Raw genomic sequence first — 22,102 nt, 5'->3', positions numbered from 1 at the left:
CTTCGGCATGACGACCATGGGCGGTCTTCGACTCGCGACATCTGATCGCGCTGTGCGTCCAACGCGTTCGCCTTGCGTTGCGGCAACTCTTCACCCAGGCCCCGTCACGCTGTTGCGATCACTCCCAGCCCTCCACCACCACCTTGCCGATGCTGCTGCCCGTCTCCACCAGCGCGTGCGCGCGCTTGAGGGTGGCGGCGTCGATCGGGCCGAGGCGGGTGTTGAGCGTGGTCTTGAGCTGGCCTGCATCCACCCGCCGCGCCACCTCGTCGAGCAGGCGGCCCTGCTCAGCCAAGTCCGCGGTGGCGAACATCGAGCGGGTGAACATGAACTCCCAGTGGACGGACACGCTCTTGCGCTTGAACGCCATGATGTCGAGCTGCTTGGGGTCGTCGATCAGCGCGAAGCGGCCTTGCGGCGCGATCAGTTCGGCGATGTCGGCCAGGTGCCGCGCGGTTTGCGTGGTGCTGAACACGAAGGCGGGTGCGCCCAGGCCGAGGGCCTGCAGCTGCGGTGCCAGCGGCTGGCTGTGATCGAGGATGTGATGGGCGCCCATGCGCTGCACCCAGTCGCGCGTTTCGGGACGCGAGGCGGTGGCGATGACGGTGAGTCCGGTCAGTTGCCGCGCAAGTTGCGTGGCGATGGAGCCCACCCCGCCCGCGCCGCCGATGATGAGCAGCGCGGACGCGGCGCCGGGCACGGGGCGACGCACGTCCAGCCGGTCGAACAGCGCCTCCCACGCGGTGATGGCGGTCAGCGGCAGCGCCGCGGCTTGGGCGAAGTCGAGGCTGGCGGGCATGTGGCCGACGAGGCGTTCGTCCACGCAATGCAGCGCGGCGTAGGTGCCGGGCCGGGTGATGTCGCCCGCGTAGTACACGCGGTCGCCGGGGCGCAAGCGCGTGGCCTCGGGGCCGGTGGCCAGCACGGTGCCCGCGGCGTCCCAGCCCAGCACCTTCCACTCGCCCGCGGGTGGTGCGCTGCTGGCGCGCACTTTCACGTCGACGGGGTTCACTGAAATGGCTTCGACGGCCACCAGCACATCGTGGCCGCTCGGCTGGAGGCCGTGCAGTTCGATGTCGACGAGCGACGTGGCAGCGTCGATGGGCAGCGGGGTTTGATAGCCGATGGCACGCATGGGTTTCTCCTGGTTTGAATGCGGCGAATTGCGCAGGAGAACCGTAGTGCTTACCATGCTGTTGAACAAGTACGCACATATTGTGCACATAGTGTTGAAAAGGATACTGTATGCCGCGCATGCGCCATCGCCGCCTGGATTGCAGCCCTGGCTGCGTGGTGGAAGCCACGCTTAGCCTGATCGACGGCAAGTGGAAGGGCGTGGTGCTGCACCACTTGCTGGACGGCACGCTGCGCTTCAATGAGCTGCGCCGCCGTCTGCCCAACGTCACCCAGCGCATGCTGACCAACCAGTTGCGCGAGCTGGAGACCGACGGCCTGATCGCGCGCAAGGTGTATGCGCAGGTGCCGCCCAAGGTCGAATACAGCCTCACCGCGCGCGGCCGCAGCCTGCAACCGGTGATGGCGGCGCTGAAGGCGTGGGGGGAGGCACATATCGAGATGGCCGATTACGGCCGGGTTGGCTCCCCTCTTCCGGTCGCAAGGGTCGGTTTGGAGAGCCCGTGAAGCTGACAGAAATGACAGAGAAACGGCAGACAAGAGGCGGCATCGAAACGCATGCCGCCCGCTGGCCATTGAATTCACTGCCGGGCCGTCAACGGCGCCATGTCGTAGTAAGCCGCATATCCTTCCTCGACGGCCGGAATAATGTCTAGTACTTCGAAGTAGTAATTCCAGAACAGGGTATCGCGCAGCTTCCTGATCACCTGTTGATACGCCACCAGATCGGGCGTCTCCCAGAGCGCCACATCCGACACCTTCGCAGAGTAAGACTCCGAGTCGAAGAATCGCATGGAAACTGCGGGATGGGCCTCGAGAATCGGATTCACAATGTCCTTGACGTAGGCAAATCGTTCGGGCGGTGCCTTGTCCAGCCAAGGTCGGGTGGCTTTGAGCAGCATGAAAAAAGAATAGGTCTGAGGTTTGGTCATCGATGTTCTCCTGAGTGAATCGACAGGGGAAATCATGCGATCAGACGCTCCCATTGGCTACTCGCTTCCTGCCCATGTCACTCACCCCGCGTAAACGCCCGGCACAGCATCGTTCCAAGGCGATGGTCGATGCCATCGTGGAGGCCGCTGCTCGCATTCTGGAGAGCGCTGGACTCGATGCCTTGACGACCAATGCGGTGGCCATGCGAGCTGGAGTCAGCATCGGTTCGCTGTATCAGTACTACCCAGGGAAGGAATCCATCCTGGCGGAACTCCTGCGCCGAGAACGCGAGCAGTTGCTGCGGGCCATCGCGCACTTGTCATCCAACCCTGGGGCGTCATTGGCGGACGATCTGCATGCACTCGTTCGTGTCGCCGTGGAGCACCAGTTGCAACGCGCGCGATTGGCAAGAGTGTTGGAGTATGTCGAAACGATCCTTCCCATGAACCAAGAGACCAGCGATCTGGCGAGAAGCATCGTGGCGCGTGTAGCGGGCTTGTTGAAGCGATATGGCAGAACTGATGTCGAGGCAGGCGACGTGGTGGCGATGGCCAAGGGCATGATCGACGCAGCGGGTCTCGCAGGTGAAACCGATCAAGACGCTCTGAGGGAACGGGTGGCGCGCGCGGTATTCGGATACTTGGGCTTACCTATCTGACTTTCGCAACGCCAGCACCGCGCCCGCGAACACCACGACGACGCCGAGACCCATCGCCAGCGTGAAGCCTGCGGGCGGACTGCCGCCCGCCGCGAACACGCTGCCCAGCACGCCCACGCCCAGCGTGGCGCCGACCATGCGTGCGGTGTTGATCATGGCCGAGGCGGTGCCGGCGCGGGCGGGCTCCACCGCCGCCACGGCGCTGGCCAGCACCGGGCCGGTGTTCAGCGCCATGCCCACGCCGGTGAGCAACAGGCCGGTTTCGGCCAGCCACAGGTTTTGTCCCGCGTGTGAACACGCCAGCACGGCGATGCCCGCGCCGATCAGCGCCATGCCGCCCACCATCAGCCGCCGCATGCCGTAACGCACGCTCCACGGCCCGGAGCGGTGCGACAGCGCAACGAAGGCCAGCGACATCGGCAGCAGCGCCAGTCCCGCGCCGGTGGCGTCGAGCACGTTTGCGCGCAGCCAGTTCAGCGGCAGCAGGAACAGCACGCCGTACATACCGAAGGTCATCGCCGCGGCCACGCCGTTCACCGCGGCCAGCCGTGCGTTGCGCAACAGCGGCAGCGGAATCATCGCGCCCGTTCCCGCACGCCGTTCGGCGCGCACGAACAACAGCGCAGCCAGCAGTGCCACCGCCACGGCGGGCAGCAGCAGACGGTGCACGATGGCGGCCACCGCCAGCGCGGCCAGCGCGAGGCCGCCGAACAACTGCCCCGGCAGATCGACGCGCCGCCCCTGCGCATCGCGCGACTCGGGGATGGCGCGCGGCGCCCACAGCAGCACCGCCAGGCCGATGGGCACGATCAGCAGAAACACGCTGCGCCAGCCCACCGTCTGGATCAGCCAGCCGCCCAGCGTCGGGCCGATGGCCAGCGCCGCGCCATTGGTCCCGGCCCACACGCCGATGGCATGGGCGCGCTCGTGCGGGTCGTCCCAGATCACGCGGATCAGCGCCAGGCTGGCGGGCAGCAGCATGGCCGCGCCGATGCCCGCCAGCACGCGTCCGGCAATCAGCGCGGTGATATTGGGCGCCAGGCCGGCGAGCAAGGAACCCAGCACGAACACCGCCGCACCGGCCATCAGCACGCGCCGCCGCCCGAGCAGATCGGCCAGGGTGCCACCGGTCATCAGCAGCGCGGCGTAGCTCAGGTTGTAGCCGTCCAACACCCATTGCAGCGCGGGCAGCGGCGCATGTAAGCCGACGCCAATCGCATGCACCGCGAGGTTGACCACCGAGGTATCCACCTGGGCGATGAGCACCGCGAGACAGAGAATGAGCAGGATGACGCGGCGATCGGTGGGTGCAGCATGGGCGTTGGTCATGGCATCGGAATCGAGTGGCGATGCCGTCATCGTCGCGGTGCGTGCATCGTCACGCTTCGGCGCAGACCGAAGCATGGGCTGCGTGCTGCGCTCACAATCGCGCTCCAGCAAGCCGCAAAACCGGAAACTCACCATGACCCACGACATCGACATCGCCCGCATCGCCGCGCTGGTGGGCGAACCCGCGCGCGCCAGCATGCTGCTGGCGTTGGGCGATGGCCGGGCGCTGCCTGCGGGCGAATTGGCGGCCTGTGCCGGGGTGAGCGCGGCCACCGCCAGCGGGCATCTCGGCGCGCTGCGCGAGGCGGGTCTGCTGGAGGCGAAGCAGCAGGGCCGCCACCGCTACTACCGGCTGGCCTCGGCGCAGGTGGCGGCGCTGCTGGAATCGTTGATGCTGGTGGCGGCGCAGAACCCGGCGCGCGCGGCAAGCTCGCGCGTCGATCCGCTGCTGCAGGCCGGGCGCACCTGCTACAGCCACCTCGCCGGACGACTGGGGGTTTCGATCTGCGATGCGCTGATCGCGCGTGACGGCCTGCACATCGAAGACGACCTCGCCCGCTTCAGCCCCAGTGGCATCCACTTGCTGGAAGACTTCGGCCTCGACACGCGCGCCCTGCGCCACCAGCCGGTGAGCAAGACCTGCATCGACTGGAGCGAGCGCCGCCATCATTTGAGCGGCCCCGTTGGCGTGGCGATCTATCGCCGATGCCTGGAACTCGGCTGGGTGCGGCATCACCTCGACAGCCGCGCGGTGAGCGTGACGGAAACAGGCGGGCGCGGGTTGCGCGACTGGCTTGGAATCACCTGGCCAGGCGACGCCGAATCCGTGTCGACGCATCGAGCGGGCGCCCGACCCGAGTCACCGCGCTGACCGCCGCCGGCGCTCACGCATCGACGGCAGCAGGAGTCTGTTACTCGCCCACACTGCGGGCCGTGGGAATCCTGGCACCGCGCGTCCGCACCAGGGCAAGAGTGGCCGCGACGAGGAGCGCCAGCGCCGCCAGCAACAGCGGCGCATCGAAGCTGTGCTGCCGCGCAGCCAGCCATGCCGCCGTCAGCGGCCCGACGATCTGCCCGACGCCGAACGCGGCGGTCAGCGCGGCGACTAGGCGGGTGTGGTCATGCGGCATCAGCAGCCGCGCCTCGCGCATCACCACCATGGGGATAGGCATGAGCATGCTGCCGGTCAACACGGTCGCCAGCGCAAGGCCGAGAATGCTCGGCCAGACCAGAATCAGCGTGGTGCCCGCAATCATCGCAACAAAAGCACCCGCCAGAACGGAGCGGTTGTCGATGTGCCGCAGAAGGCGCGGTAACAGCAGGGTCAGAACGACGGTCGCCGCACCGTACAGCGGCCAGAACCACTCGCGCAGCGCGGGCAGGTGCAGATGCTCGCCGGCGATGACCGGCAGAAAGGTGGCGGGGATGACATAGCCAAAACCGAACAGGCCATAGGCGGCGATCAGTGCCCAGGCCGGCCCCATGGGCTGCGCCGGGCTTGCCGCGTCGGCCTGTGCCGAGGTTGCTTCGGGCGCATGGCCCAGCGTGCGCCAGAGCAGCGCCATCACCCCGGCGCAGGCCAGACCGAAGCCGATCCAGCTCGCCGCCGAACCCACCCTGAGGGGCTGCAATCCAGCCACCACCACGCCGCTCGCCACGATGCCGACGCCGGGGCCGGTGAACACCAGTGCTTCGAGCAGAGGATGCGCCACCGGTGCGGATACGCGACGCATGCTCCAGGCGATGCCGTGCACCATCAGCACCGCCGCCGCGACGCCTGCCAGCAGGCGCCAGGCCAGCCACGGCACCATGCCATGGGCAAGTCCCATGCCCGCGGTGGACAGCGCAATCGCCACCAGTCCCCAGCGCAGCACCTGCCGCTGCGGCAAGGCCACCACGGTGCACAGCAAGGCCCCGGCCAGATAGCCGATATTGTTCACCGAGGCCAGCCAGCCGCCCCCGACCAGACTCAGCCCGGCATCGGCCTGCATGATCGGCAGCAGCGGCGTGAGCAGAAACCGGCCGATGCCGATGCCGATGGCGAGCACGGTCATGCCGGTCAGGGCATTGCGCAGAGGGGTGTTCATGGAGGTGTCCACAGGGGAATTGCAGAATGCTCTGGTTCAGCGGCGTGCCGCGCAGCGGACCGTCGCCGCAACCCGTTGGTTGGTCCGCTCATTGCCAGGGCGGAGTCAAGGTGCACGCGCGTCGATCATGCCCCCCGGACAGCCTGCTGGTACCGCGCCAACGCCTCGGGGTCATCGATCGATCCATGATGGTGTACCTGCCGCCAGCCGAGTGGGCCACCGAAATACTGGAACACGCGACTGGTTCGTATCGCCAGGGGTACCGTGCGACCGTCACGCGTGAATTCGCCTCGCTCGCGACCCGCGAACACGACGGTGTCATCGCCCACATATTCGACGACATCGTGGAGCTCCACCCACACCTGCGCGGGGCCGCTGAAGATGCGCCGGTACAGCGCGCGGATGTCGTCGAGCCCGCGCATGATCCCGCCCAGCGGATTGTCCAGCGAGATCAGCGTACCTGGCGCCCATACGGCCTCCAATGCGTCCAGCGAGCGCTGGTTGAAGGCGAAGTAGAAACATTCGAGCGCGGCACGCGCGCCCTCAAGGGATGGCTCACGCGCCTCGATTCGACGGTCGGCTGCGCCGCGGCCGTAGGTTCGCGACAGCATCTGCGATGTTGGCATGGCTGCTTCCTTTCTTTGACCCGATGTCTTTTAGGGTTGACACCATATTAGGTGCCAGAATTCAGCTATAAAAGCGAATAATTCAGAGCGTACACATCGGAAAAAGCGATCATGGATTTGCGTGAACTGGAAGCCTTTCAAGCCGTGGTCGACGCCGGCGGAATCGGCCGCGCGGCGTTGCGCCTGCACCGCGCGCAATCGAGCATCACCGCGCGCATCCGCCAGTTGGAAACCTCGCTGGGCGTGGCGCTGTTCGAACGCGAGGGGCGCGTACTGCGTCTGACTGCGGCCGGCGATGCGCTGCTGGGCTATGCCGGGCGCCTGCTCGACCTCGCCGAGGCCGCCCGTGCCGCGGTGCGCCAGGACGGCATCGGCGGACGACTGCGGCTGGGCGCAATGGAAAGCGTGGCCGCGAGCCGCTTGCCGTTGCCGCTGGCGGAGTTCCATCGCCGTCATCCCGAGGTCATGGTCGAACTGCAGACCGCGCCCTCGCGCGAATTGATCGCCCGCGTGCAAGCCGGCGCGCTGGATGCGGTCATCGTCGGCGAGGCCGTGGACGCTGCACGCTACGCGAGCGTGCCGCTGTATCGCGAGGAACTGGTGCTGGTCGGCGCGCGCGACAACCCCTCCCTGGCCAGTCCCAAACTTCTCGACGGCAAGACCGTGCTGGTGTTTTATGGCCAGGGCTGTGCCTACCGCCGTCGTTTCGAGCAGTGGCTGCAGACGTTGCGCGTGGTGCCGGCGCGCATGCTCGAATTCGCTTCGTATCACGCCTTGCTCGCGGCCGCGGCGATCTGTCCGTGGCGGTGTTGAGTCGGGTTGCCAGCTTCTCGGCCTATCACTTTCACCGCCAATTCACGGGCTATGTGGGGGTGAACACCACCGTAGAATCCCGGCATGCCCCCTGATCTCATGCGCGTCCTGGCCATGGCCGGAAGCCTGCGCGCGGCTTCGATCAATGCCGCGTTCTGCCGCGCAGCAGCTCGCCTGGCACCTGCCGATCTGTCGATATCGGTCTATCCGGGCTTGGGCGACCTCCCCCTGTTCAACCCGGATCGAGAGATCGATCCGCCTCCCTCGGTTCGACACCTGCGGCAGTCGGTTCGACAGGCAGATGCTCTGTTGATCGCCAGCCCCGAATACGCTCATGGTGTATCGGGCATCATGAAAAACGCCTTGGATTGGCTGGTCAGTGACGAAGGGTTCGTGGGCAAACCCGTGGCCCTGGTCAACACCTCCCCCAGGGCCCATCATGCTTACGATGCGCTGCGTGAGACGCTTCTAACCATGTCAGCCGTGATGGTCGAGGGCGCATCGCGCGACATAGCCCTGCTTGGCGCATGTGTGACTGAGGACGCCATGGTGAATTCCGGTGAGGTCGCGGAGTCGATCCGCCACATTGGCGAAGCCTTGAGGGTTTACCTGCTCTCACCAGAATGGCCCGGCCCCTCGGGCAAGACACGATGAACCTGATCCAGTCCAGCCCTCTCCTGGACCGCAGACATGTCTGAGCGTTGATCGGGACCGCTCAAGGAGCCCCGGGGTCGCAGCTCGTCCTCGGCGCGTTTGTCTTGCAATCCTCAGTCCGAACTCCAATGCAGTAGCCTCTACGTCTCATTCGGCAGCGACTGGTGGCCCTACGCGCTGCGCCGTATTGGCGAGAGCCAGGAAAACGCATGGCAGCTTGCGCGCTCTCTACTCGGCGGCAGCTAGCGACGATTGCAAGCCGCGTAGCAATACCCGGCGGCCGGTGCCGGAGTGGAGCTACAGACGGAGTTCGTGAGTGACAGTAGCTGGACCGATGCGGCCGTCGCCCATCCTCAGTACGCTGACTGCTATACGTCAGCGAGCGGGCATCGTCTGCATTCCATCCAACGCGCCCGTTACCGATAGTCTGCGGGCGTCGCGCCCCGACGTTCGGTGCCTCGAACGCTTGGCAATGATGCTCTTGCCCATCTATCATTCATGCATGCTGCATGCAATATGGAGACTCATATGTGGATTCAAAACGATCAAGATCATCCATTCGTTGACCCAAGCGCCAGGGTCGCATCTACCGCTGTCATCTCAGGCGACGTGCACATCGGAGCGAATTGCTCCATTGGCCACGGCGCTGTACTCATCTCTGAAGGCGGACCGATTCGCATCGGCGACAACTGCGTAATCATGGACACTGCGGTTATTCGCGGCGTGCCGGGGCACGTAACGCAGATTGGAAGCTGCGTTCTCGTGGGGCCGCACGCCTACCTCGTCGGATGCTCAGTGGAAGATGAGGTGTTCATAGCAACTGGTGCGGCCGTTTTCAATGGCGCCATTCTCCGGCGCGGCAGTGAAGTGCGAATCCACGCCGTGGTGCATATCCGCACGGAGCTTGCCGCTCACGCAACCGTCCCCATCGGCTGGGTCGCTGTGGGGACACCTGCCCAAATTTTTCTCCTGGGGATCACGAAAGGATCTGGACCGTTCAGAAGCCGCTCGACTTCCCGCGTTACGTGTTCAACACGGAACGTCCCCCGCAGGGGGAATCCATGATGGCCGCGGTCATGCCGCGCTATGCAGCCGCGCTTCGGCGCATGCATGCAACTGACAGGCTCTATGAACAAGCGTGAGAGAAATCAGGCGCTGCAGGCCAATAAACTGGGCGCCATGTGGGCCGTGCTTGACCGAGCCATTAGCGGGGCGTTGGAAGACTATTCGCCATCCAGCGCGGCAATCCTGCTTTGGCTCTCCTATTGGCCACCTATGAGCGTGAGCGAACTTGGCAAGGTGCTGAGCCTTTCCCAACCCGCTTGCTCGCGCGCAATTGACCGCCTGGCAGCTTCTGGGTTTGTCCGGAAATCCCATAGCGGATCCCGCGAGACTTTGGTAGAAATCCTCGCAGCAGGCCGCGTTGAAGCCATGCGCCTGCAAACCCAGCGCCTTTCGACCCTAAGTGCGATGCTAAGCACGCTGGCCAAGTCAGAACAAGCGGAGTTCACGAACCTGCTCGACAAACTGCTCGCCGGAGCAGTAGAGAACCGAGCCGATGCGCGCCATATCTGTCGCTTTTGTGACCATGGCGTCTGCGACGGGCCGCTTTGTCCAGTGGGTTGTCGCGCAACGCAGATCGAGCAGTCCGCGCAAGGCGAAGAGCGCGGCTGAGCGCCATACACGGGCCGTCAACACAGCCGATATGCGAACTCAGCAGTGCCTTGGCACGATGGTGGCTACGATCGCCAGGGCCACAGCTATCGTATGTTCAATACTAAGGCCTTCCGATTTGTCCGGAGCATATGCGGAGTAAGAAATTGCAAAAACCTCGCCGTCAATGACTTGGCTCGGCATAATCATGGTTCGCTGCGCCGACGTACATTGCGTTAGGCATCTCAGGGAGTAATCGCGCGCATGTCAAGCACCACACTTCGATCGCTGTTCGGGTACAAGTCCTGGGCCAATCAGGAGTTATTCGCCACCCTTGCAGGGCTACCTGCCGAGCACGCAGAACATCTCCACACATGTATCCGAACGCTGAACCACATCTACGTCGTTGATCGCATCTTCAAGGCCCACCTGAGCGCCGAGCCAAGGCCCTTCGACGCCACGAACACCAAGAGCACGCCCACCCTTGCTCAATTGCGGTCCGATGTGGCGGCCACCGATGCTTGGTACGAGCACTACGCTGCAAGCCTGAGCGCAACCAATCTCGCCGAAGTCATCGACTTCGAGTTTACCGACGGGGACAGCGGGCGCATGTCCCGAGAAGAAATCCTTCTCCACGTCATCGCACACGGTGGCTACCACCGGGGTAATGTTGGTCAAGTCCTCAAGTCCATCCCCCCCCCCATCGCCTCGCGATCTATACACCAAGTTCCTCCACCAGAGCGAGCCCGCACGAAGGGAGGCTCCAACCCGACGCTCACCCCTCAGTTCACACGTCAAACCGCATGAATGAAGGTCCGCGCGAAACTACTGCACCGCCAAGCAGCCTGGTCGCAGGTCTGCTCGTCGGCTCCGACTTCCACGACTCTTGGTCAGTTGAATCCAACGCAGTCGAACTCCCAGCGCTTGACCACTTCATCGCTGCCATTGGACATACTCCCAAGTGGGTCAATGCGTGCATGGCCTTGCGCAACCGAACGGCGTCCCTGCTGGGGCTCAAGGACCTTGGCCACCTGTCTGCTCTCATTCCCGGCAAGTCGCCCTCAGAGTACCGCCTAGGCGACCGCGTCGGAATCTTCACGCTCTTCGAGAACACCTTCGACGAAGCGCTGCTCGGAGACAAAGACAAACACCTGAACGTCATTCTGTCGGTTCATCGCGCCTTGCTTCCTGGAGAACCCAAGGTACTGATCACCGTCACCACAGTGGTTCATGTGCACAACTCGCTTGGGCGCATCTATATGCTGCCGGTAAAACCAATGCATCGAGTCATTGTCCCCGCGGTCCTCGACGCGATCGGCAATCGAATGAATAGGGGGTCTGGACCGCAATGGGAAAGAGAAGTCAGTTAAACCCCATGAACGCATCTGCAAAATTTCATAAATCAATCCCTGTGGACAACAGGCGTAGCTCTCCACGCGCGTCGGACGCCGACACGGCGCGCGAGTATTTTGATGTTCTTGCGTCGACAGCGTCTGCCGCCCCCCTCCTTGGGCCACACCCGGTAGCCCTCGCTGCGCAACCGCATCAGCACGCCTTCCATGTACCGCGTGTTCCGCAATACGATCATGTTCACAATCAGGCCGAGCGCATTCAACAGGTCTTTTTGTCCTGCGCGACATGCGTTGACACGAAGGAGGGAATCGGCATCGAGAGGGCGACTTGCAATTGAGCAGCCTGGCCTCACCCCGTCGATACACCTGTCGTTCGTCATGGGGTCATACCCGCGCTAATTGCTGATGATCGCCATCACGCCCAGCACGACGAACAGCGTGCCGGCGAGAATTTGGCCGATCCGCAGTGCCGGGCCGCCCGGTGACACGCGGGCACGCAACGGATGGGCGAGCAGGATGCAGAACACGTCGGCGGCGGAAAACAGCAGATTGGCGCAAGCGCCGAGCAAGAACAGTTGCCAGCCGAGCCCGAGCGACGCGTCAGGATTCGTGAATTGCAGCAGAAACGAAAAATAGAACAGCGCTGATTTCGGATTCGACGCCTCGATGAACGCGCTCGAAGACACAACGTTGTTCGGCACCTTGATCGCCGCGTCCTGCCCTACGGGTGCACGGATGCGCTGGATGCCGAGCCAGATCAGATAGCCTCCACCGACCCCCTTGAGCACGTGATACAGCATCGGTGATGTCTTCAGCACCGCGACCGCACCGAGCGCGACGATGCAGATCTGGAAAAAGGCGCCGAGGTGGATGCCGAGCGCGGACAGGAAGCCGACACGCCGCCCGTGCTGAAGCGTCAACGATACGGTCTGTAGCAGCGCGGGCCCAGGAATGAAGCCGAAGCCGAGGCAGGTTAGGCCGAAGAACAGCGCTTTTTCTGGCAACATCAGAAACAGTCTCCAATCACACGGTTCACCGGCTCAAGAATCGCCGGACGGACAACGATCCGCCCGGATTCCACATGGGCCGAGTCATGACAAACGCTGGCGGTTGGTGATTACGCTTTCGGTTGGCTTATCGGTTTGCCACTGTTGATCCAGCCAGTCTGCCCACCACTGCATCAGCCCCCGGCGCTGGTCCAGATATTGCGCCCGGTTGTACGCCGCGCGAACCGCATCCGTCTCGCGGTGCGCGAGCTGGCGCTCGATGACATCGTGCGCAAAGCCCGATTGCTCATTGAGCACGGTGGACGCCAGAGCCCGAAATCCATGCGCCGTCATCCGACCGCGATAGCCCAGTCGGTAAAGCGCGAACAGGAAGGTGTTCTCCGACAGCGCATGCCCCGGGCGCAGCGGTGAATCCAGCACTAGATTGCGGTCACCTGTGAGCACCCGAAGTTGTTCAAGCACCGCCCGCGCCTGTTGGGACAACGGTACGACGTGCGGCAATCCCGCCTTCATGCGGTCTTCGGGAACTACCCAGACCGTGCCGTCCTCGCGCAGCTCAGCCCACCGCATGCCGCGCAACTCGCCAACGCGCACGAAGGTCAAGGCCAGCAATTGCAACCCCAGGCGGGTGATCGGCTCTTCATAGCTGTCGATCGCAACAAGCAACGCACCAGCTTCGCTAGGCGGGATACTGGCCATCGGCTTTTTCACCTTGCGCGGCTGCAGCACCCGCACCAAGCCGCCGGCACCGTGGCTCTCGATGTAGCCCACATCCTGCGCGTAATCGAACACCGCCGCGATGCGCCCGGCCACCCGATGCGCCGTTTCAACGCGGCCGCCCTTCTGCACGGCCTGCACGACTTCCACGAGTTTTGTGCGTGGGATCTGGTCGATCGGGAGCGAACCAATCGCGGGGTACGCGAAGCGCTCCAGCGTCCCGGCTACCTGCCCCTGGTGCTTTCCGTTGGACAGGGAGGGAAGTTTGATCTTCAACCACTGCTCCGTGATGGCCTTGAACGTCGGTGCGACCTTCGCGAGTGGCGTGGCGGTCGCCGCCTCGGCCGGTGCGCTTTTGGCCTGCGTATGCGCTGCTCGGGCCTGCGCCAAAGTCATGGCCGGGTAGCGGCCGTAGGTCCGCGTGCGCTGTTTGCCGTTCAGCTCGTAGTTGGCGCGCCAGCTCTTCAGCCCGGTGGGCGCCACAAAGAGGTACAGGCCACCGCCGTCGGTGAGTTTGTAGGGCCGCTCCTGCGGCTTGGCTGCCTCGACAGCCTTCACGGTGAGACTCATGGTATCGCCCTTCAGGATGCCATGGACGATACCACGTTTGGCGGCTGGCTGGCGTGGTATCGCCCCGGATGCAACGGGACGATTATGGACGCGCTCCCCAATGAAAAAGCCCCGCCGCAGAGACTGCGTGGGGCTTCGAGGGACTACTTTAGATCAATCCTGGCGGAGACGAAGGGATTCGAACCCTTGATGCGCTTTTGGCACATACTCCCTTAGCAGGGGAGCACCTTCGGCCACTCGGTCACGTCTCCAGTTGCCTCAAGTTTCCTTTTGGCAAATTGCTTGTGGCTTCATGCGTTCAGCAAAGTCGGCAATTATTACACGCATTCACCTGCGATCGCCACCTTGACGGAAAACGTCGCGGCTCAGGCGCTTTGTTCTAGGTCGAAGGCCTTGTGCAAAGAGCGCACCGCAAGCTCCATGTACTTTTCTTCGATGACCACCGAGACCTTGATTTCTGAGGTGGAGATCATCTGGATGTTGATGCCTTCTTCCGACAGGGTGCGGAACATTTTGCTGGCCACGCCGGCGTGCGAGCGCATGCCCATGCCCACGATGGAAACCTTGCACACTTTCGGATCGCCGAGAATTTCCTTGGCGCCGATGTGGGCCTGCACGCTGGACTTGAGAATGTCGAGCGCACGCGCGTAATCGCCCCGGCCCACGGTGAAGGTGAAGTCGGTGAAACCGGCCACGCTCTGGTTTTGCAGAATCATGTCGACTTCGATATTGGCCTCGCCCACGGCGCTGAGAATCTGATAGGCGATGCCGGGACGGTCGGGCACGCCGACCACGATGATCTTGGCTTCGTCGCGGGCAAAGGCGATACCCGACACCACGGCTTGTTCCATGTTTTCGTCTTCCTCAAAGGTGATGAGTGTGCCGCTGCGCGACTCCTGCTCCAGCGGCAGGTCCCACGGGGTCAGGCTGGAGAGCACGCGCAGGCGAACCTTGTACTTGCCCGCGAATTCCACCGAGCGGATTTGCAGCACCTTGGAGCCCAGGCTGGCCATTTCCAGCATTTCTTCGAAGGTGATGGTGTCGAGCCGCCGGGCTTCGGGCACGATGCGCGGATCAGTGGTGTAGACGCCGTCGACGTCGGTGTAGATCTGGCATTCGTCGGCCTGCAAGGCCGCTGCGAGCGCCACGCCCGAGGTATCTGAGCCGCCCCGGCCCAGGGTGGTGATGTTGCCCTGCGCGTCCACGCCTTGAAACCCGGCCACGACAGGGATGATGCCCTGAGCGAGATCGGCCTTGAGTTTGTCGGCGTCGATGGACTCGATGCGGGCCTTGGTGAAGGCGCTGTCGGTATGCACGGCGATCTGCGCGCCGGTGTAGCTTCGAGCTTTGCGTCCCAGCGCCTGCAGCGCCATGGACAGCAGGCCGATGGTGACCTGCTCGCCGGTCGAAGCCACGACGTCGAGTTCGCGCGGATCGGGCTGGGGTTGGATTTCTTTGGCCAGCGCGATCAGGCGATTGGTTTCACCCGACATCGCGGAGACCACCACCACGACCTGATGCCCGGCTTCGTGCCACTTGGCCACGCGCCGGGCCACGTTTTTGATCCGTTCGGCTGACCCCACCGAGGTGCCGCCGTATTTCTGGACGATGAGTGCCATGAGAAATGCGTTCGAGAGCTGCGAAAGTCTCTTTGCCCGGCGCACGATGCACCTGACCGTTTCGCTGCAAAGCTTCGCATTCTAGGCTTTCTCTGCTGCGGCATCGCCCCATTTCAAACGCAGACAAGCCCCCTGACGCTGAAGGATGCAGCCTGGCAGACGCAGTTCGAGGCGATGCGCGCCCTGCCCGGTCCGCAAGACTTGTCGCACCAGTTCGTCGGTCCGCGCACGGTCCAGTCGCTGCCCGTTTTGCCGCAGCCAAAGCCGCAAGACCTCGCTAGCAGATACGGCGCCCAGTGCGCGCAAGGCGGCAAGATCCAACCCCTGGGGTTGCAGGCAGAGGCGCAATTGCTGCGCCGCCGTCGATTGAATCTGCGCGTCGGCCGCTGCGCACAAGGCGGCGCTGCGGCCCAGCGTCTGCCGATAGGCGGGTTCGAGCCGGGCGAGAACCGGCACCAGTTCATGCCGGATGCGGCTGCGACGAAACGCGGGGTCGGCGTTCATCGGATCGTCCAGAAAGCTCACCGCCTGCGACTCAAGCCAGCTCCGCAATTCGGCCGCGCCGCAGTAGTCCAGCAAGGGTCGCGCAAAGCTGCAGCCGTGGCGCTGCATCTGCGCGGGCATCGCCGCCAAGCCGCGCGGCCCTGCCCCGCGCAACAAGGCGAGCAAGAGCGTCTCGACCTGATCGTCCCCATGCTGCGCAAGCAGAACCACCGCGCAGTTTTGCTCGCGCGCAAGCTTGGCCAGCGCCAAATAGCGGGCCTCGCGCGCGACTTCTTCCAAGCTCTGCCCCCGCGCCACGTCGACCTGCAGAGTGGCCTCGGCATACGCCACATCGAGGGCGGCGCAGGCTTGGGCGCAATGTTGCGCGAACAACTGGGCCGAGGTTTGCAAGCCATGATTGACGTGCAAGGCACAAAGCCGCCCACCGCCCCAGAGCGTGCGGGCCGCAAGCAGCAAAGCCGTGGAATCGGCCCCGCCGCTAAAAGCTATGCCGATGCGCTCGGTCTGGGCGACGCCGGGGTTCTGCGACGCGAAACGCCTGAGCGCGGCAAGCGCGGGGTTGTTCAGCAAGGGCAGCGCCGACTGTGAAGCCGACGAGGTGGACCCATCAAGTGAACCGACGAGGGTGGTCAACGTCCCGCCGTCTTGGTGTCTTCGAATTTGCCAAAGCCCTGCAGCCGCTCCAGCCTTTGCTTCACCAGATCGGCCGGCTTAGTGTGCTGGAAATGCCGCAGCGATTCGCCCAGCGCGCGCTTGAGCGAAGCCGCCATCGCCGCAGGGTCGCGGTGTGCGCCGCCCACCGGCTCGTTGACGATCTTGTCCACCAGGCCCAGCGCCTTGAGGCGGTGCGCGGTGAGGCCCAGCGCCTCGGCGGCTTCCGGCGCTCTTTCCGCGCTCTTCCAGAGAATGGAGGCGCAGCCCTCGGGTGAAATCACCGAGTAGATCGAATACTGCAACATGAGCAACTGGTCGCACACCGCAATGGCCAGCGCCCCGCCCGATCCGCCCTCACCGATGATGGTGGAAATGATGGGCACTTCGAGCTGCGCCATCTCGTAGATATTGCGGCCGATGGCTTCGGACTGGCTGCGTTCTTCGGCGTCGATGCCGGGATAGGCGCCGGGCGTATCGACAAAGGTGAAGATGGGCAGGTGGAATTTTTCGGCCAGTTTCATCAGCCGCAGCGCCTTGCGATAGCCCTCGGGCTTGGGCATGCCGAAGTTACGCATCGCGCGCTCTTTGGTGTCGCGCCCTTTCTGGTGGCCGATCACCATGCAGGCCTGCCCGCCCAGACGCGCCAGGCCACCCACGATGGACAGGTCGTCGGCATAGGCGCGATCGCCGTGCAGCTCGTGAAAGTCGGTGAAGATCTGGTTGGCGTAGTCGAGGGTGTAAGGCCGCTGGGCGTGCCGCGCAATCTGCGTGGTCTGCCAGGGCGTGAGCTTGGCGTAGAGGTCTTTGGTGAGCTGCTGGCTTTTTTTCTGCAAGCGCCCGATTTCTTCGGAAATATCGACCGCCGATTCATCCTGCACAAAGCGCAGTTCGTCGATTTTGTTCTCGAGTTCGGCAACCGGTTGCTCGAAATCGAGAAAGACTTTTTTGCTCATATTCACCTCGGGAAATGATCCGCTCCTGCGTTGCAAACATGCAAAACAATGCGCAAATCAATACGCAACCGGCAACGGGTCCAGACTGCGCCAAATATACCAAGTCCCCACTGAACGCCACGGCGCCCAGGCGGCCGCCACTTCGCGCACCTCGCTCTGGGTCACGGGCTCGCCGGCGAAGTAAGTCTGGCTCACGCCTTTGATCAGCCCCAGGTCGCCCAAGGGCAGTACGTCCGGGCGCATCAGGTGAAAGATCAGAAACATGTCAGCCGTCCAGCGGCCAATCCCGCGGATGGTCAGCAGTTCAGCGGCGATGGCCTCGTCGTGCATCTCTTGCCATTGGTCCGGATGCACCTCCCCGGCGTGGAATTTGACGGCGAGGTCGCGCACATAGCCCGCCTTGCGACCCGACAGGCCGCAAGCACGCAGAGCCTCATCATCGAGGCCGACCAGATGTTCCGGCGCGACTTGGGGCACGGCGGCACAGAGCCGATCCCAGACCGTCTGCGCCGCCTTGACGGAAATCTGCTGGCCGATGATGGAACGCGCCAGCGTCTGAAACGGATCTCCCCGGCTTTGCAGCCGCGTGCCCGCATGCGTCTTGATGAGTTTGCGCATCACGCGATCGGTGCGCTGCAGGTGGGCGCAGGCCTTGTCCCAGTCGAGCGGGATGGGGCCTTTGGTGGACACGACCGTATCCGACCAAGCCGGTGCTCGCGCCATCAAGCCGCCCTCCATACCGTGATCCCGCCCGGCTTGTCTTCGAGCACGATGCCCTTGGCGCTGAGCTCGGCGCGGATGCGATCGGCCTCGGCAAAGTTGCGCGCCTGTTTGGCGGCGATGCGGGCCTGCACCAACTGTTCCACCCACGCAGCATCCACCGCGGCAGCCTTGCTTTGCAGGAACTCGCGCGGGTTCTGCTGCAGCAGACCGAGCACGCCGCCCAACCCTTTCAGCAGCGCCGCCAGATCGACATCGCCCGTTTTGTTGACCTCGGTCGCCAGCTCGAACAACACCGCCATGGCCTCAGGCGTATTGAGATCGTCATTCATCGCGGCGGCAAAGGCCTGCGCGCGCGGGTGGCTCCAGTCGAGCCGCGCGGGTAGCTCGGCGAACGGGTCGAGCGCGGTGTAGAGACGGGTGAGCGCAGCGTGGGCGTCTTGCAGGTGTTCGTCGCTGTAGTTCAGCGGGCTGCGGTAGTGCGCGCGGACGATGAACAGCCGCACGGTTTCGGCGTCCACATGCTGGAGAATGTCGCGGATGGTGAAAAAATTGCCCAGCGATTTGGACATTTTCTCGCCGTCCACCCGCACAAACCCGTTGTGCAGCCAGACATTGGCCATGGGCTTGCCGCTGGCGCCCTCGCTTTGCGCGATTTCGTTCTCGTGATGCGGAAATTGCAGATCGGCCCCGCCGCCGTGAATATCGAAAGTCTCACCCAGCAGTGCGCAGCTCATGGCCGAACATTCGATATGCCAGCCGGGTCGGCCCGGGCCGTCATCGGAAGGCCATTTCACCTCTTCGGGTTCGGCGGGTTTGGCCGCTTTCCAAAGCACAAAGTCCAGCGGGTCTTGCTTGGCGGTATCGACCTCCACGCGCTCGCCCGCGCGCAGTTCGTCGAGCGACTTGCCCGACAACTTGCCGTAGCCGGGAAACGCGCGCACATGAAAGTTCACATCGCCCGCGCTGTCGCGATAGGCCAGACCGCGCGTTTTGAGCTTGCCGATCAGGTCGAGCATCTGCGGCACATAGTCGGTGGCGCGCGGCTCATGCGTAGGCCGCTCCACGCCAAGGGCGTCGGCATCTTCGTGCATCGCGGCGATGAACCGGTCGGTCAACGCGCGAATGGGCTCGCCGTTGTCCTGCGCGCGGCGGATGATTTTGTCGTCAATATCAGTAATGTTGCGCACATAGGTGACGCGCAAGCCCTGCGCCTTGAGCCAGCGCTGCAGCAGATCGAACACCACCATCACCCGCGCGTGCCCGATATGACAGTAGTCGTACACCGTCATGCCGCAGACATACATACGAACATGGCCCGGCTCGATGGGCGCAAAGCGGTCTTTACCGCGGGTGAGGGTATTGTGTAGATGCAACGCAGTCATGGAGTGTGGCGGGAAGACCCTGGTTGATGCGCGGGTGCGCTCAAGTCCCCGGATAAAATCAAAAACTTAGCACAAGCCGTCAGTCTTCGGCCTGACACGGCGTACGCGCTCAGGCCTTGAGACGGCGCCCCTTCCTCAGGCACTGATCAAGCACCATCCAGCCCTTTTTTTCCAACTCCATCATGCGAAATCGCCTTCTCGCCACTCTGATTGCCCTCACGCTGAGTGCGCCAACCGTCTGGGCGGCAGACGCGGCCAGTGTCAGCCAAAGTCTGCAAAAAGGCGACCTGAGCAGTGCGCTGACGCAGGTGGACACGCTGCTGGCGCAAAAGCCCAAAGACCCGCAGTACCAGTTTTTGAAGGGCGTCATTCTGACTGAGCAGAAAAAAGACGCCCAGGCCGTCAAAATCTTTCAGTCGCTCACCGAGCAATACCCCGAACTGCCCGAGCCCTACAACAATCTGGCCGTGCTCTACGCCCAGCAAGGCCAGTACGACAAAGCCCGCGCCGCGCTCGATATGGCCATTCGCACCAACCCGAGCTACGCCACCGCGCAGGCCAACCTGGGCGATATTTACGCCAAACTCGCCAGCCAGGCCTATCAAAAGGCACTGCAACTCGCCCCCGATGAAAACGCCAGCGCCCGCGTCAAGCTCAATCTGATTCGTGAATTGTTCGAGCAGGGCAAAAATCCCGCCGTTCAAACCGCCTCTGCGGCACCCTTGAAAGTGACCACGGCGCAGCCCGCGAAAGAAACCAACGCCGAGGCCAAGCCCGCTGCGGCCGCGCCTGCGCCGAAGCCGGTAGTGGTGGCCGCCGAAAAACCCGCGGCCAAACCCGAGCCCGCGCCGACGGCCCCGGTTGCCGCCAAGCCTGCCGCGCCCGCACCCGCTGAAAACAAACCGGCGCCCGCCGCTGCGCCTGCGCAGACCAACGCCAGCGAACAGGCCGCGGTGTCGGAAGCAGTTGAGCGCTGGGCCGACGCTTGGCAAAACAAGAATCTGCCCGGCTATTTCGCCGCCTACGCCCCCAATTTCAAGCCTGACAAGGGTATGAGCCTGAGCGCCTGGAAAGATCAGCGCCGAGCCCGCATTTCCGACAAAGCCAAGATCACGGTGAAAGTGCACGCGCTCAAGGTGCAGATCGACGGCGACAAAGCCACCGCGCGCTTCCGTCAGCACTACACCTCCGGCTCGCTCGATTTTGACGGCCCGAAAACCCTGCAAATGCAGCGTGAAAACGGCAAGTGGCTGATCGTGCGCGAGATCGTCGGCTGAACCGGCCGCCCGTATTGCCACTGAAGGTTTCGCCATTTAGGCTGTGATTTCAAGCGCCTCGCATCGATCCGCCGTGAAGCCCGCATTCCGCCGCCCTCCTCTACGCAAGTTGTTGCCTTGGGCGCTGCTGTGCGTGCCGCTGGTGTTCGCGGCCCGCGCCGCGACCGACTACAACGCGGTGCCCAGCGGGACGCCAGGCAGTCGCCTCCTGGTTGACCCGGCGGCCGAACCGACAGGCGAGTGGGCCAGCAACGCCGCAGGCCCGTCCACCGGTTCAGTACAGCAACCCGTCGTTTCGGCGCGCACCCTGCTCAAACTCACCACCTCGCTGAGCGCACTCCCCAATCAGGACGGCGCGGAACGACGCCTGCTCCACGCCTACGCCGAAGTCGCTGCCGGCCACCTCGACGCGGCGCGGGCCCAGGCCGAGCAACTGGCGCGGGACTACCCGCATTTCTCCCTGGCGCAATTGCTTCTGGGCGATGTCATGCAAGCCAGCGCCGGAAACCCTGCGGGCTTCGCCGCGGCCGCGCCACCCGCGCTTTCGGAACAACAGGCGCAGCAACACGCCCGCATTCTGGAACTTCGGGCGGAGGCTCTGACCCGCCTCGCCGCCTACACCGCACCGCCGCCGACCGGGGCGATTGCCGCCAATCTGGTGGCGCTGGCGCCCGATGTGCAGCGCGCCATCGTGGTGGATACCGCCCGTTCGCGTCTCTATCTTTTTGAGCAACGCAACGGCGTGCCCCAGCTTGAAGCGAGTTATTACTTCAGCCAGGGCAAGCTCGGCGCGGGCAAGACCCAGGTCGGCGATATGAAAACGCCGTTGGGCATTTACTTCATCACCCGCAAAATCGGCGCCAAAGACCTCAAGCCGCTCTATGGCGCCGGCGCGCTCACGCTGAACTACCCCAACGAGTGGGACAAGCAGCAAGGCCACACCGGCTTTGGCGTCTGGCTGCACGGCACGCCGCCAGACAGCTATGCCCGGGTGCCCCTGGCGTCTGACGGCTGTGTGGTGCTGTCCAACCCGGACGTGCGCAGCCTCATGGCCGACACTCCAGCGGGCAGCACCCCGGTGGTCATCACCCGCCATGTGCAATGGCTGAGCGCCTCGCAGTGGGCTGCCCAGCGCCAGCGCATCACGGCGCAGTTGCAGACCGACGTCGTGCAGGCGGCTGCGCAGGGCACGCGCCCCCAAGACACGCTCACCGCCAACGCCTTGGCGCCGAATACAGCGCACGCGCCCGCGCGCAACCCATCCATCACCCCTGGCGCGCTCACCGTCCTGCAATACCCGGGGCAAAGGGTGGTGCAGTACAGTGCGGCCGGTGCGCCCTCCAGCCCGCTCTATCGTCAGTACTGGGCCCAGCGCAACAACCAGTGGCAACTCATTTTTCAAGGAAGCGTTTCGTAATGAATTCCAGCCTGACCACCCCGTCCCACTCATCACTCCC

23 protein-coding genes, 1 tRNA gene and 2 pseudogenes are annotated in these 22,102 nt (G+C 64.0%); 11 read left to right on the top strand and 15 right to left on the bottom strand.

Annotation, left to right across the window (positions count from 1 at the left end):
* Nucleotides 1-118 precede the first annotated feature (118 nt).
* Complete coding sequence (locus tag BIO17B3_RS11840; RefSeq protein WP_156054213.1) at nucleotides 119-1,135, bottom strand: zinc-binding alcohol dehydrogenase family protein; 1,017 nt, start codon at nucleotides 1,133-1,135, stop codon at nucleotides 119-121.
* Nucleotides 1,136-1,254: 119 nt separating this feature from the next.
* On the opposite strand from BIO17B3_RS11840, the gene BIO17B3_RS11835 reads away from it, so the two are divergent.
* Entirely contained in the window at nucleotides 1,255-1,641 is a 387-nt protein-coding gene (locus tag BIO17B3_RS11835) for a helix-turn-helix domain-containing protein (RefSeq protein ID WP_276730634.1), read from the top strand.
* A 74-nt stretch (nucleotides 1,642-1,715) separates the two neighbouring features.
* Here the strand turns inward: BIO17B3_RS11835 and BIO17B3_RS11830 are convergent, their stop codons facing one another.
* Nucleotides 1,716-2,066 (bottom strand): darcynin family protein, encoded by a 351-nt coding sequence (locus BIO17B3_RS11830; protein ID WP_156054211.1) that lies wholly within the window; start codon nucleotides 2,064-2,066, stop codon nucleotides 1,716-1,718.
* Nucleotides 2,067-2,140: 74 nt separating this feature from the next.
* Between BIO17B3_RS11830 and BIO17B3_RS11825 the strand changes: the two genes are divergently transcribed.
* Complete coding sequence (locus tag BIO17B3_RS11825; protein ID WP_156054210.1) at nucleotides 2,141-2,725, top strand: TetR/AcrR family transcriptional regulator; 585 nt, start codon at nucleotides 2,141-2,143, stop codon at nucleotides 2,723-2,725.
* Here BIO17B3_RS11825 and BIO17B3_RS11820 read toward each other — a convergent pair.
* Complete coding sequence (locus BIO17B3_RS11820; RefSeq protein WP_156054209.1) at nucleotides 2,714-4,054, bottom strand: MFS transporter; 1,341 nt, start codon at nucleotides 4,052-4,054, stop codon at nucleotides 2,714-2,716. The two genes, BIO17B3_RS11825 and BIO17B3_RS11820, sit on opposite strands and share 12 nt — an antisense overlap.
* Between BIO17B3_RS11820 and BIO17B3_RS11815 the strand changes: the two genes are divergently transcribed.
* On the top strand, nucleotides 4,053-4,925 hold the full coding sequence (locus tag BIO17B3_RS11815; protein WP_232054274.1) for a helix-turn-helix transcriptional regulator: 873 nt from the start codon (nucleotides 4,053-4,055) through the stop codon (nucleotides 4,923-4,925). The genes BIO17B3_RS11820 and BIO17B3_RS11815 overlap by 2 nt on opposite strands.
* A gap of 40 nt (nucleotides 4,926-4,965) precedes the next feature.
* On the opposite strand, the gene BIO17B3_RS11810 is transcribed toward BIO17B3_RS11815, so the two are convergent.
* Nucleotides 4,966-6,141: a YbfB/YjiJ family MFS transporter gene (locus BIO17B3_RS11810; protein ID WP_013123620.1), complete on the bottom strand. Its 1,176-nt coding sequence runs from the start codon at nucleotides 6,139-6,141 to the stop codon at nucleotides 4,966-4,968.
* Between the two features lie 125 nt (nucleotides 6,142-6,266).
* Nucleotides 6,267-6,767, bottom strand: a complete 501-nt coding sequence (locus BIO17B3_RS11805; RefSeq protein WP_013123621.1) for a nuclear transport factor 2 family protein — start codon at nucleotides 6,765-6,767, stop codon at nucleotides 6,267-6,269.
* A gap of 111 nt (nucleotides 6,768-6,878) precedes the next feature.
* On the opposite strand from BIO17B3_RS11805, the gene BIO17B3_RS11800 reads away from it, so the two are divergent.
* From BIO17B3_RS11800 to BIO17B3_RS19475, 3 genes and pseudogenes are all read left to right on the top strand, one after another.
* The gene (locus tag BIO17B3_RS11800; RefSeq protein WP_156054208.1) at nucleotides 6,879-7,580 is read left to right on the top strand and encodes a LysR family transcriptional regulator; all 702 of its coding nucleotides are present in this window, start codon (nucleotides 6,879-6,881) and stop codon (nucleotides 7,578-7,580) included.
* A gap of 84 nt (nucleotides 7,581-7,664) precedes the next feature.
* Entirely contained in the window at nucleotides 7,665-8,234 is a 570-nt protein-coding gene (locus BIO17B3_RS11795) for an NADPH-dependent FMN reductase (RefSeq protein WP_112487934.1), read from the top strand.
* A gap of 498 nt (nucleotides 8,235-8,732) precedes the next feature.
* A pseudogene (locus BIO17B3_RS19475) lies at nucleotides 8,733-8,900 on the top strand (hypothetical protein); the annotation flags it as partial.
* Nucleotides 8,901-9,026: 126 nt separating this feature from the next.
* Here the strand turns inward: BIO17B3_RS19475 and BIO17B3_RS19360 are convergent.
* Nucleotides 9,027-9,149 carry a hypothetical protein gene (locus BIO17B3_RS19360; protein WP_255421401.1) on the bottom strand — a complete coding sequence of 41 codons (123 nt, stop codon included), beginning with the start codon at nucleotides 9,147-9,149 and terminating at the stop codon, nucleotides 9,027-9,029.
* Nucleotides 9,150-9,344: 195 nt separating this feature from the next.
* Here BIO17B3_RS19360 and BIO17B3_RS11785 point away from each other — a divergent pair, with 195 nt between their 5' ends.
* The 3 genes from BIO17B3_RS11785 (at nucleotide 9,345) to BIO17B3_RS11775 (ending at nucleotide 11,257) form a co-directional block, all read left to right on the top strand.
* Entirely contained in the window at nucleotides 9,345-9,908 is a 564-nt protein-coding gene (locus BIO17B3_RS11785; RefSeq protein WP_172981003.1) for a MarR family winged helix-turn-helix transcriptional regulator, read from the top strand.
* Between the two features lie 243 nt (nucleotides 9,909-10,151).
* Nucleotides 10,152-10,694 (top strand): DinB family protein, encoded by a 543-nt coding sequence (locus BIO17B3_RS11780; protein WP_232054273.1) that lies wholly within the window; start codon nucleotides 10,152-10,154, stop codon nucleotides 10,692-10,694.
* Complete coding sequence (locus BIO17B3_RS11775) at nucleotides 10,691-11,257, top strand: DUF2867 domain-containing protein (RefSeq protein ID WP_112487931.1); 567 nt, start codon at nucleotides 10,691-10,693, stop codon at nucleotides 11,255-11,257. The genes BIO17B3_RS11780 and BIO17B3_RS11775 overlap by 4 nt, the downstream gene beginning before the upstream one ends.
* Before the next feature lie 139 nt (nucleotides 11,258-11,396).
* Here BIO17B3_RS11775 and BIO17B3_RS19470 read toward each other — a convergent pair.
* The 9 genes and pseudogenes from BIO17B3_RS19470 to cysS all read right to left on the bottom strand — a co-directional run.
* Nucleotides 11,397-11,523: pseudogene (locus BIO17B3_RS19470) on the bottom strand (Tn3 family transposase); the annotation flags it as partial.
* Between the two features lie 111 nt (nucleotides 11,524-11,634).
* The gene (locus tag BIO17B3_RS11765) at nucleotides 11,635-12,246 is read right to left on the bottom strand and encodes a LysE family translocator (RefSeq protein WP_112487929.1); all 612 of its coding nucleotides are present in this window, start codon (nucleotides 12,244-12,246) and stop codon (nucleotides 11,635-11,637) included.
* Between the two features lie 84 nt (nucleotides 12,247-12,330).
* Nucleotides 12,331-13,533: an integrase arm-type DNA-binding domain-containing protein gene (locus tag BIO17B3_RS11760; RefSeq protein WP_156054205.1), complete on the bottom strand. Its 1,203-nt coding sequence runs from the start codon at nucleotides 13,531-13,533 to the stop codon at nucleotides 12,331-12,333.
* 160 nt (nucleotides 13,534-13,693) lie between these two features.
* Nucleotides 13,694-13,784: transfer RNA gene (locus BIO17B3_RS11755), tRNA-Ser, on the bottom strand.
* Nucleotides 13,785-13,898: 114 nt separating this feature from the next.
* A complete protein-coding gene (locus tag BIO17B3_RS11750; RefSeq protein ID WP_156054204.1) occupies nucleotides 13,899-15,152 on the bottom strand; it encodes an aspartate kinase in 1,254 nt (417 codons plus the stop codon).
* An 81-nt stretch (nucleotides 15,153-15,233) separates the two neighbouring features.
* Nucleotides 15,234-16,289, bottom strand: coding sequence for a tRNA lysidine(34) synthetase TilS (gene tilS, locus BIO17B3_RS11745; RefSeq protein WP_156054203.1), 1,056 nt, complete (start codon nucleotides 16,287-16,289; stop codon nucleotides 15,234-15,236).
* The gene (locus tag BIO17B3_RS11740; RefSeq protein WP_156054202.1) at nucleotides 16,286-17,263 is read right to left on the bottom strand and encodes an acetyl-CoA carboxylase carboxyltransferase subunit alpha; all 978 of its coding nucleotides are present in this window, start codon (nucleotides 17,261-17,263) and stop codon (nucleotides 16,286-16,288) included. The genes tilS and BIO17B3_RS11740 overlap by 4 nt, the downstream gene beginning before the upstream one ends.
* Before the next feature lie 57 nt (nucleotides 17,264-17,320).
* Nucleotides 17,321-17,953 (bottom strand): DNA-3-methyladenine glycosylase, encoded by a 633-nt coding sequence (locus BIO17B3_RS11735; protein WP_324343497.1) that lies wholly within the window; start codon nucleotides 17,951-17,953, stop codon nucleotides 17,321-17,323.
* 32 nt (nucleotides 17,954-17,985) lie between these two features.
* Complete coding sequence (cysS, locus tag BIO17B3_RS11730) at nucleotides 17,986-19,368, bottom strand: cysteine--tRNA ligase (protein WP_156054200.1); 1,383 nt, start codon at nucleotides 19,366-19,368, stop codon at nucleotides 17,986-17,988.
* Nucleotides 19,369-19,550: 182 nt separating this feature from the next.
* On the opposite strand from cysS, the gene BIO17B3_RS11725 reads away from it, so the two are divergent.
* Both BIO17B3_RS11725 and BIO17B3_RS11720 read left to right on the top strand, forming a co-directional pair.
* Complete coding sequence (locus BIO17B3_RS11725) at nucleotides 19,551-20,645, top strand: tetratricopeptide repeat protein (RefSeq protein ID WP_156054199.1); 1,095 nt, start codon at nucleotides 19,551-19,553, stop codon at nucleotides 20,643-20,645.
* A gap of 73 nt (nucleotides 20,646-20,718) precedes the next feature.
* Nucleotides 20,719-22,062, top strand: coding sequence for a murein L,D-transpeptidase family protein (locus BIO17B3_RS11720; RefSeq protein WP_156054198.1), 1,344 nt, complete (start codon nucleotides 20,719-20,721; stop codon nucleotides 22,060-22,062).
* Nucleotides 22,063-22,102: the final 40 nt, after the last annotated feature.

The organism is Thiomonas sp. OC7 (assembly GCF_900634595.1).
In the GTDB taxonomy this organism is placed as follows: Bacteria; Pseudomonadota; Gammaproteobacteria; order Burkholderiales; family Burkholderiaceae_C; genus Thiomonas; species Thiomonas arsenitoxydans.
Note: the sequence above shows the minus strand (reverse complement) of the source record. Positions and strands in the feature narration are given on the sequence as shown.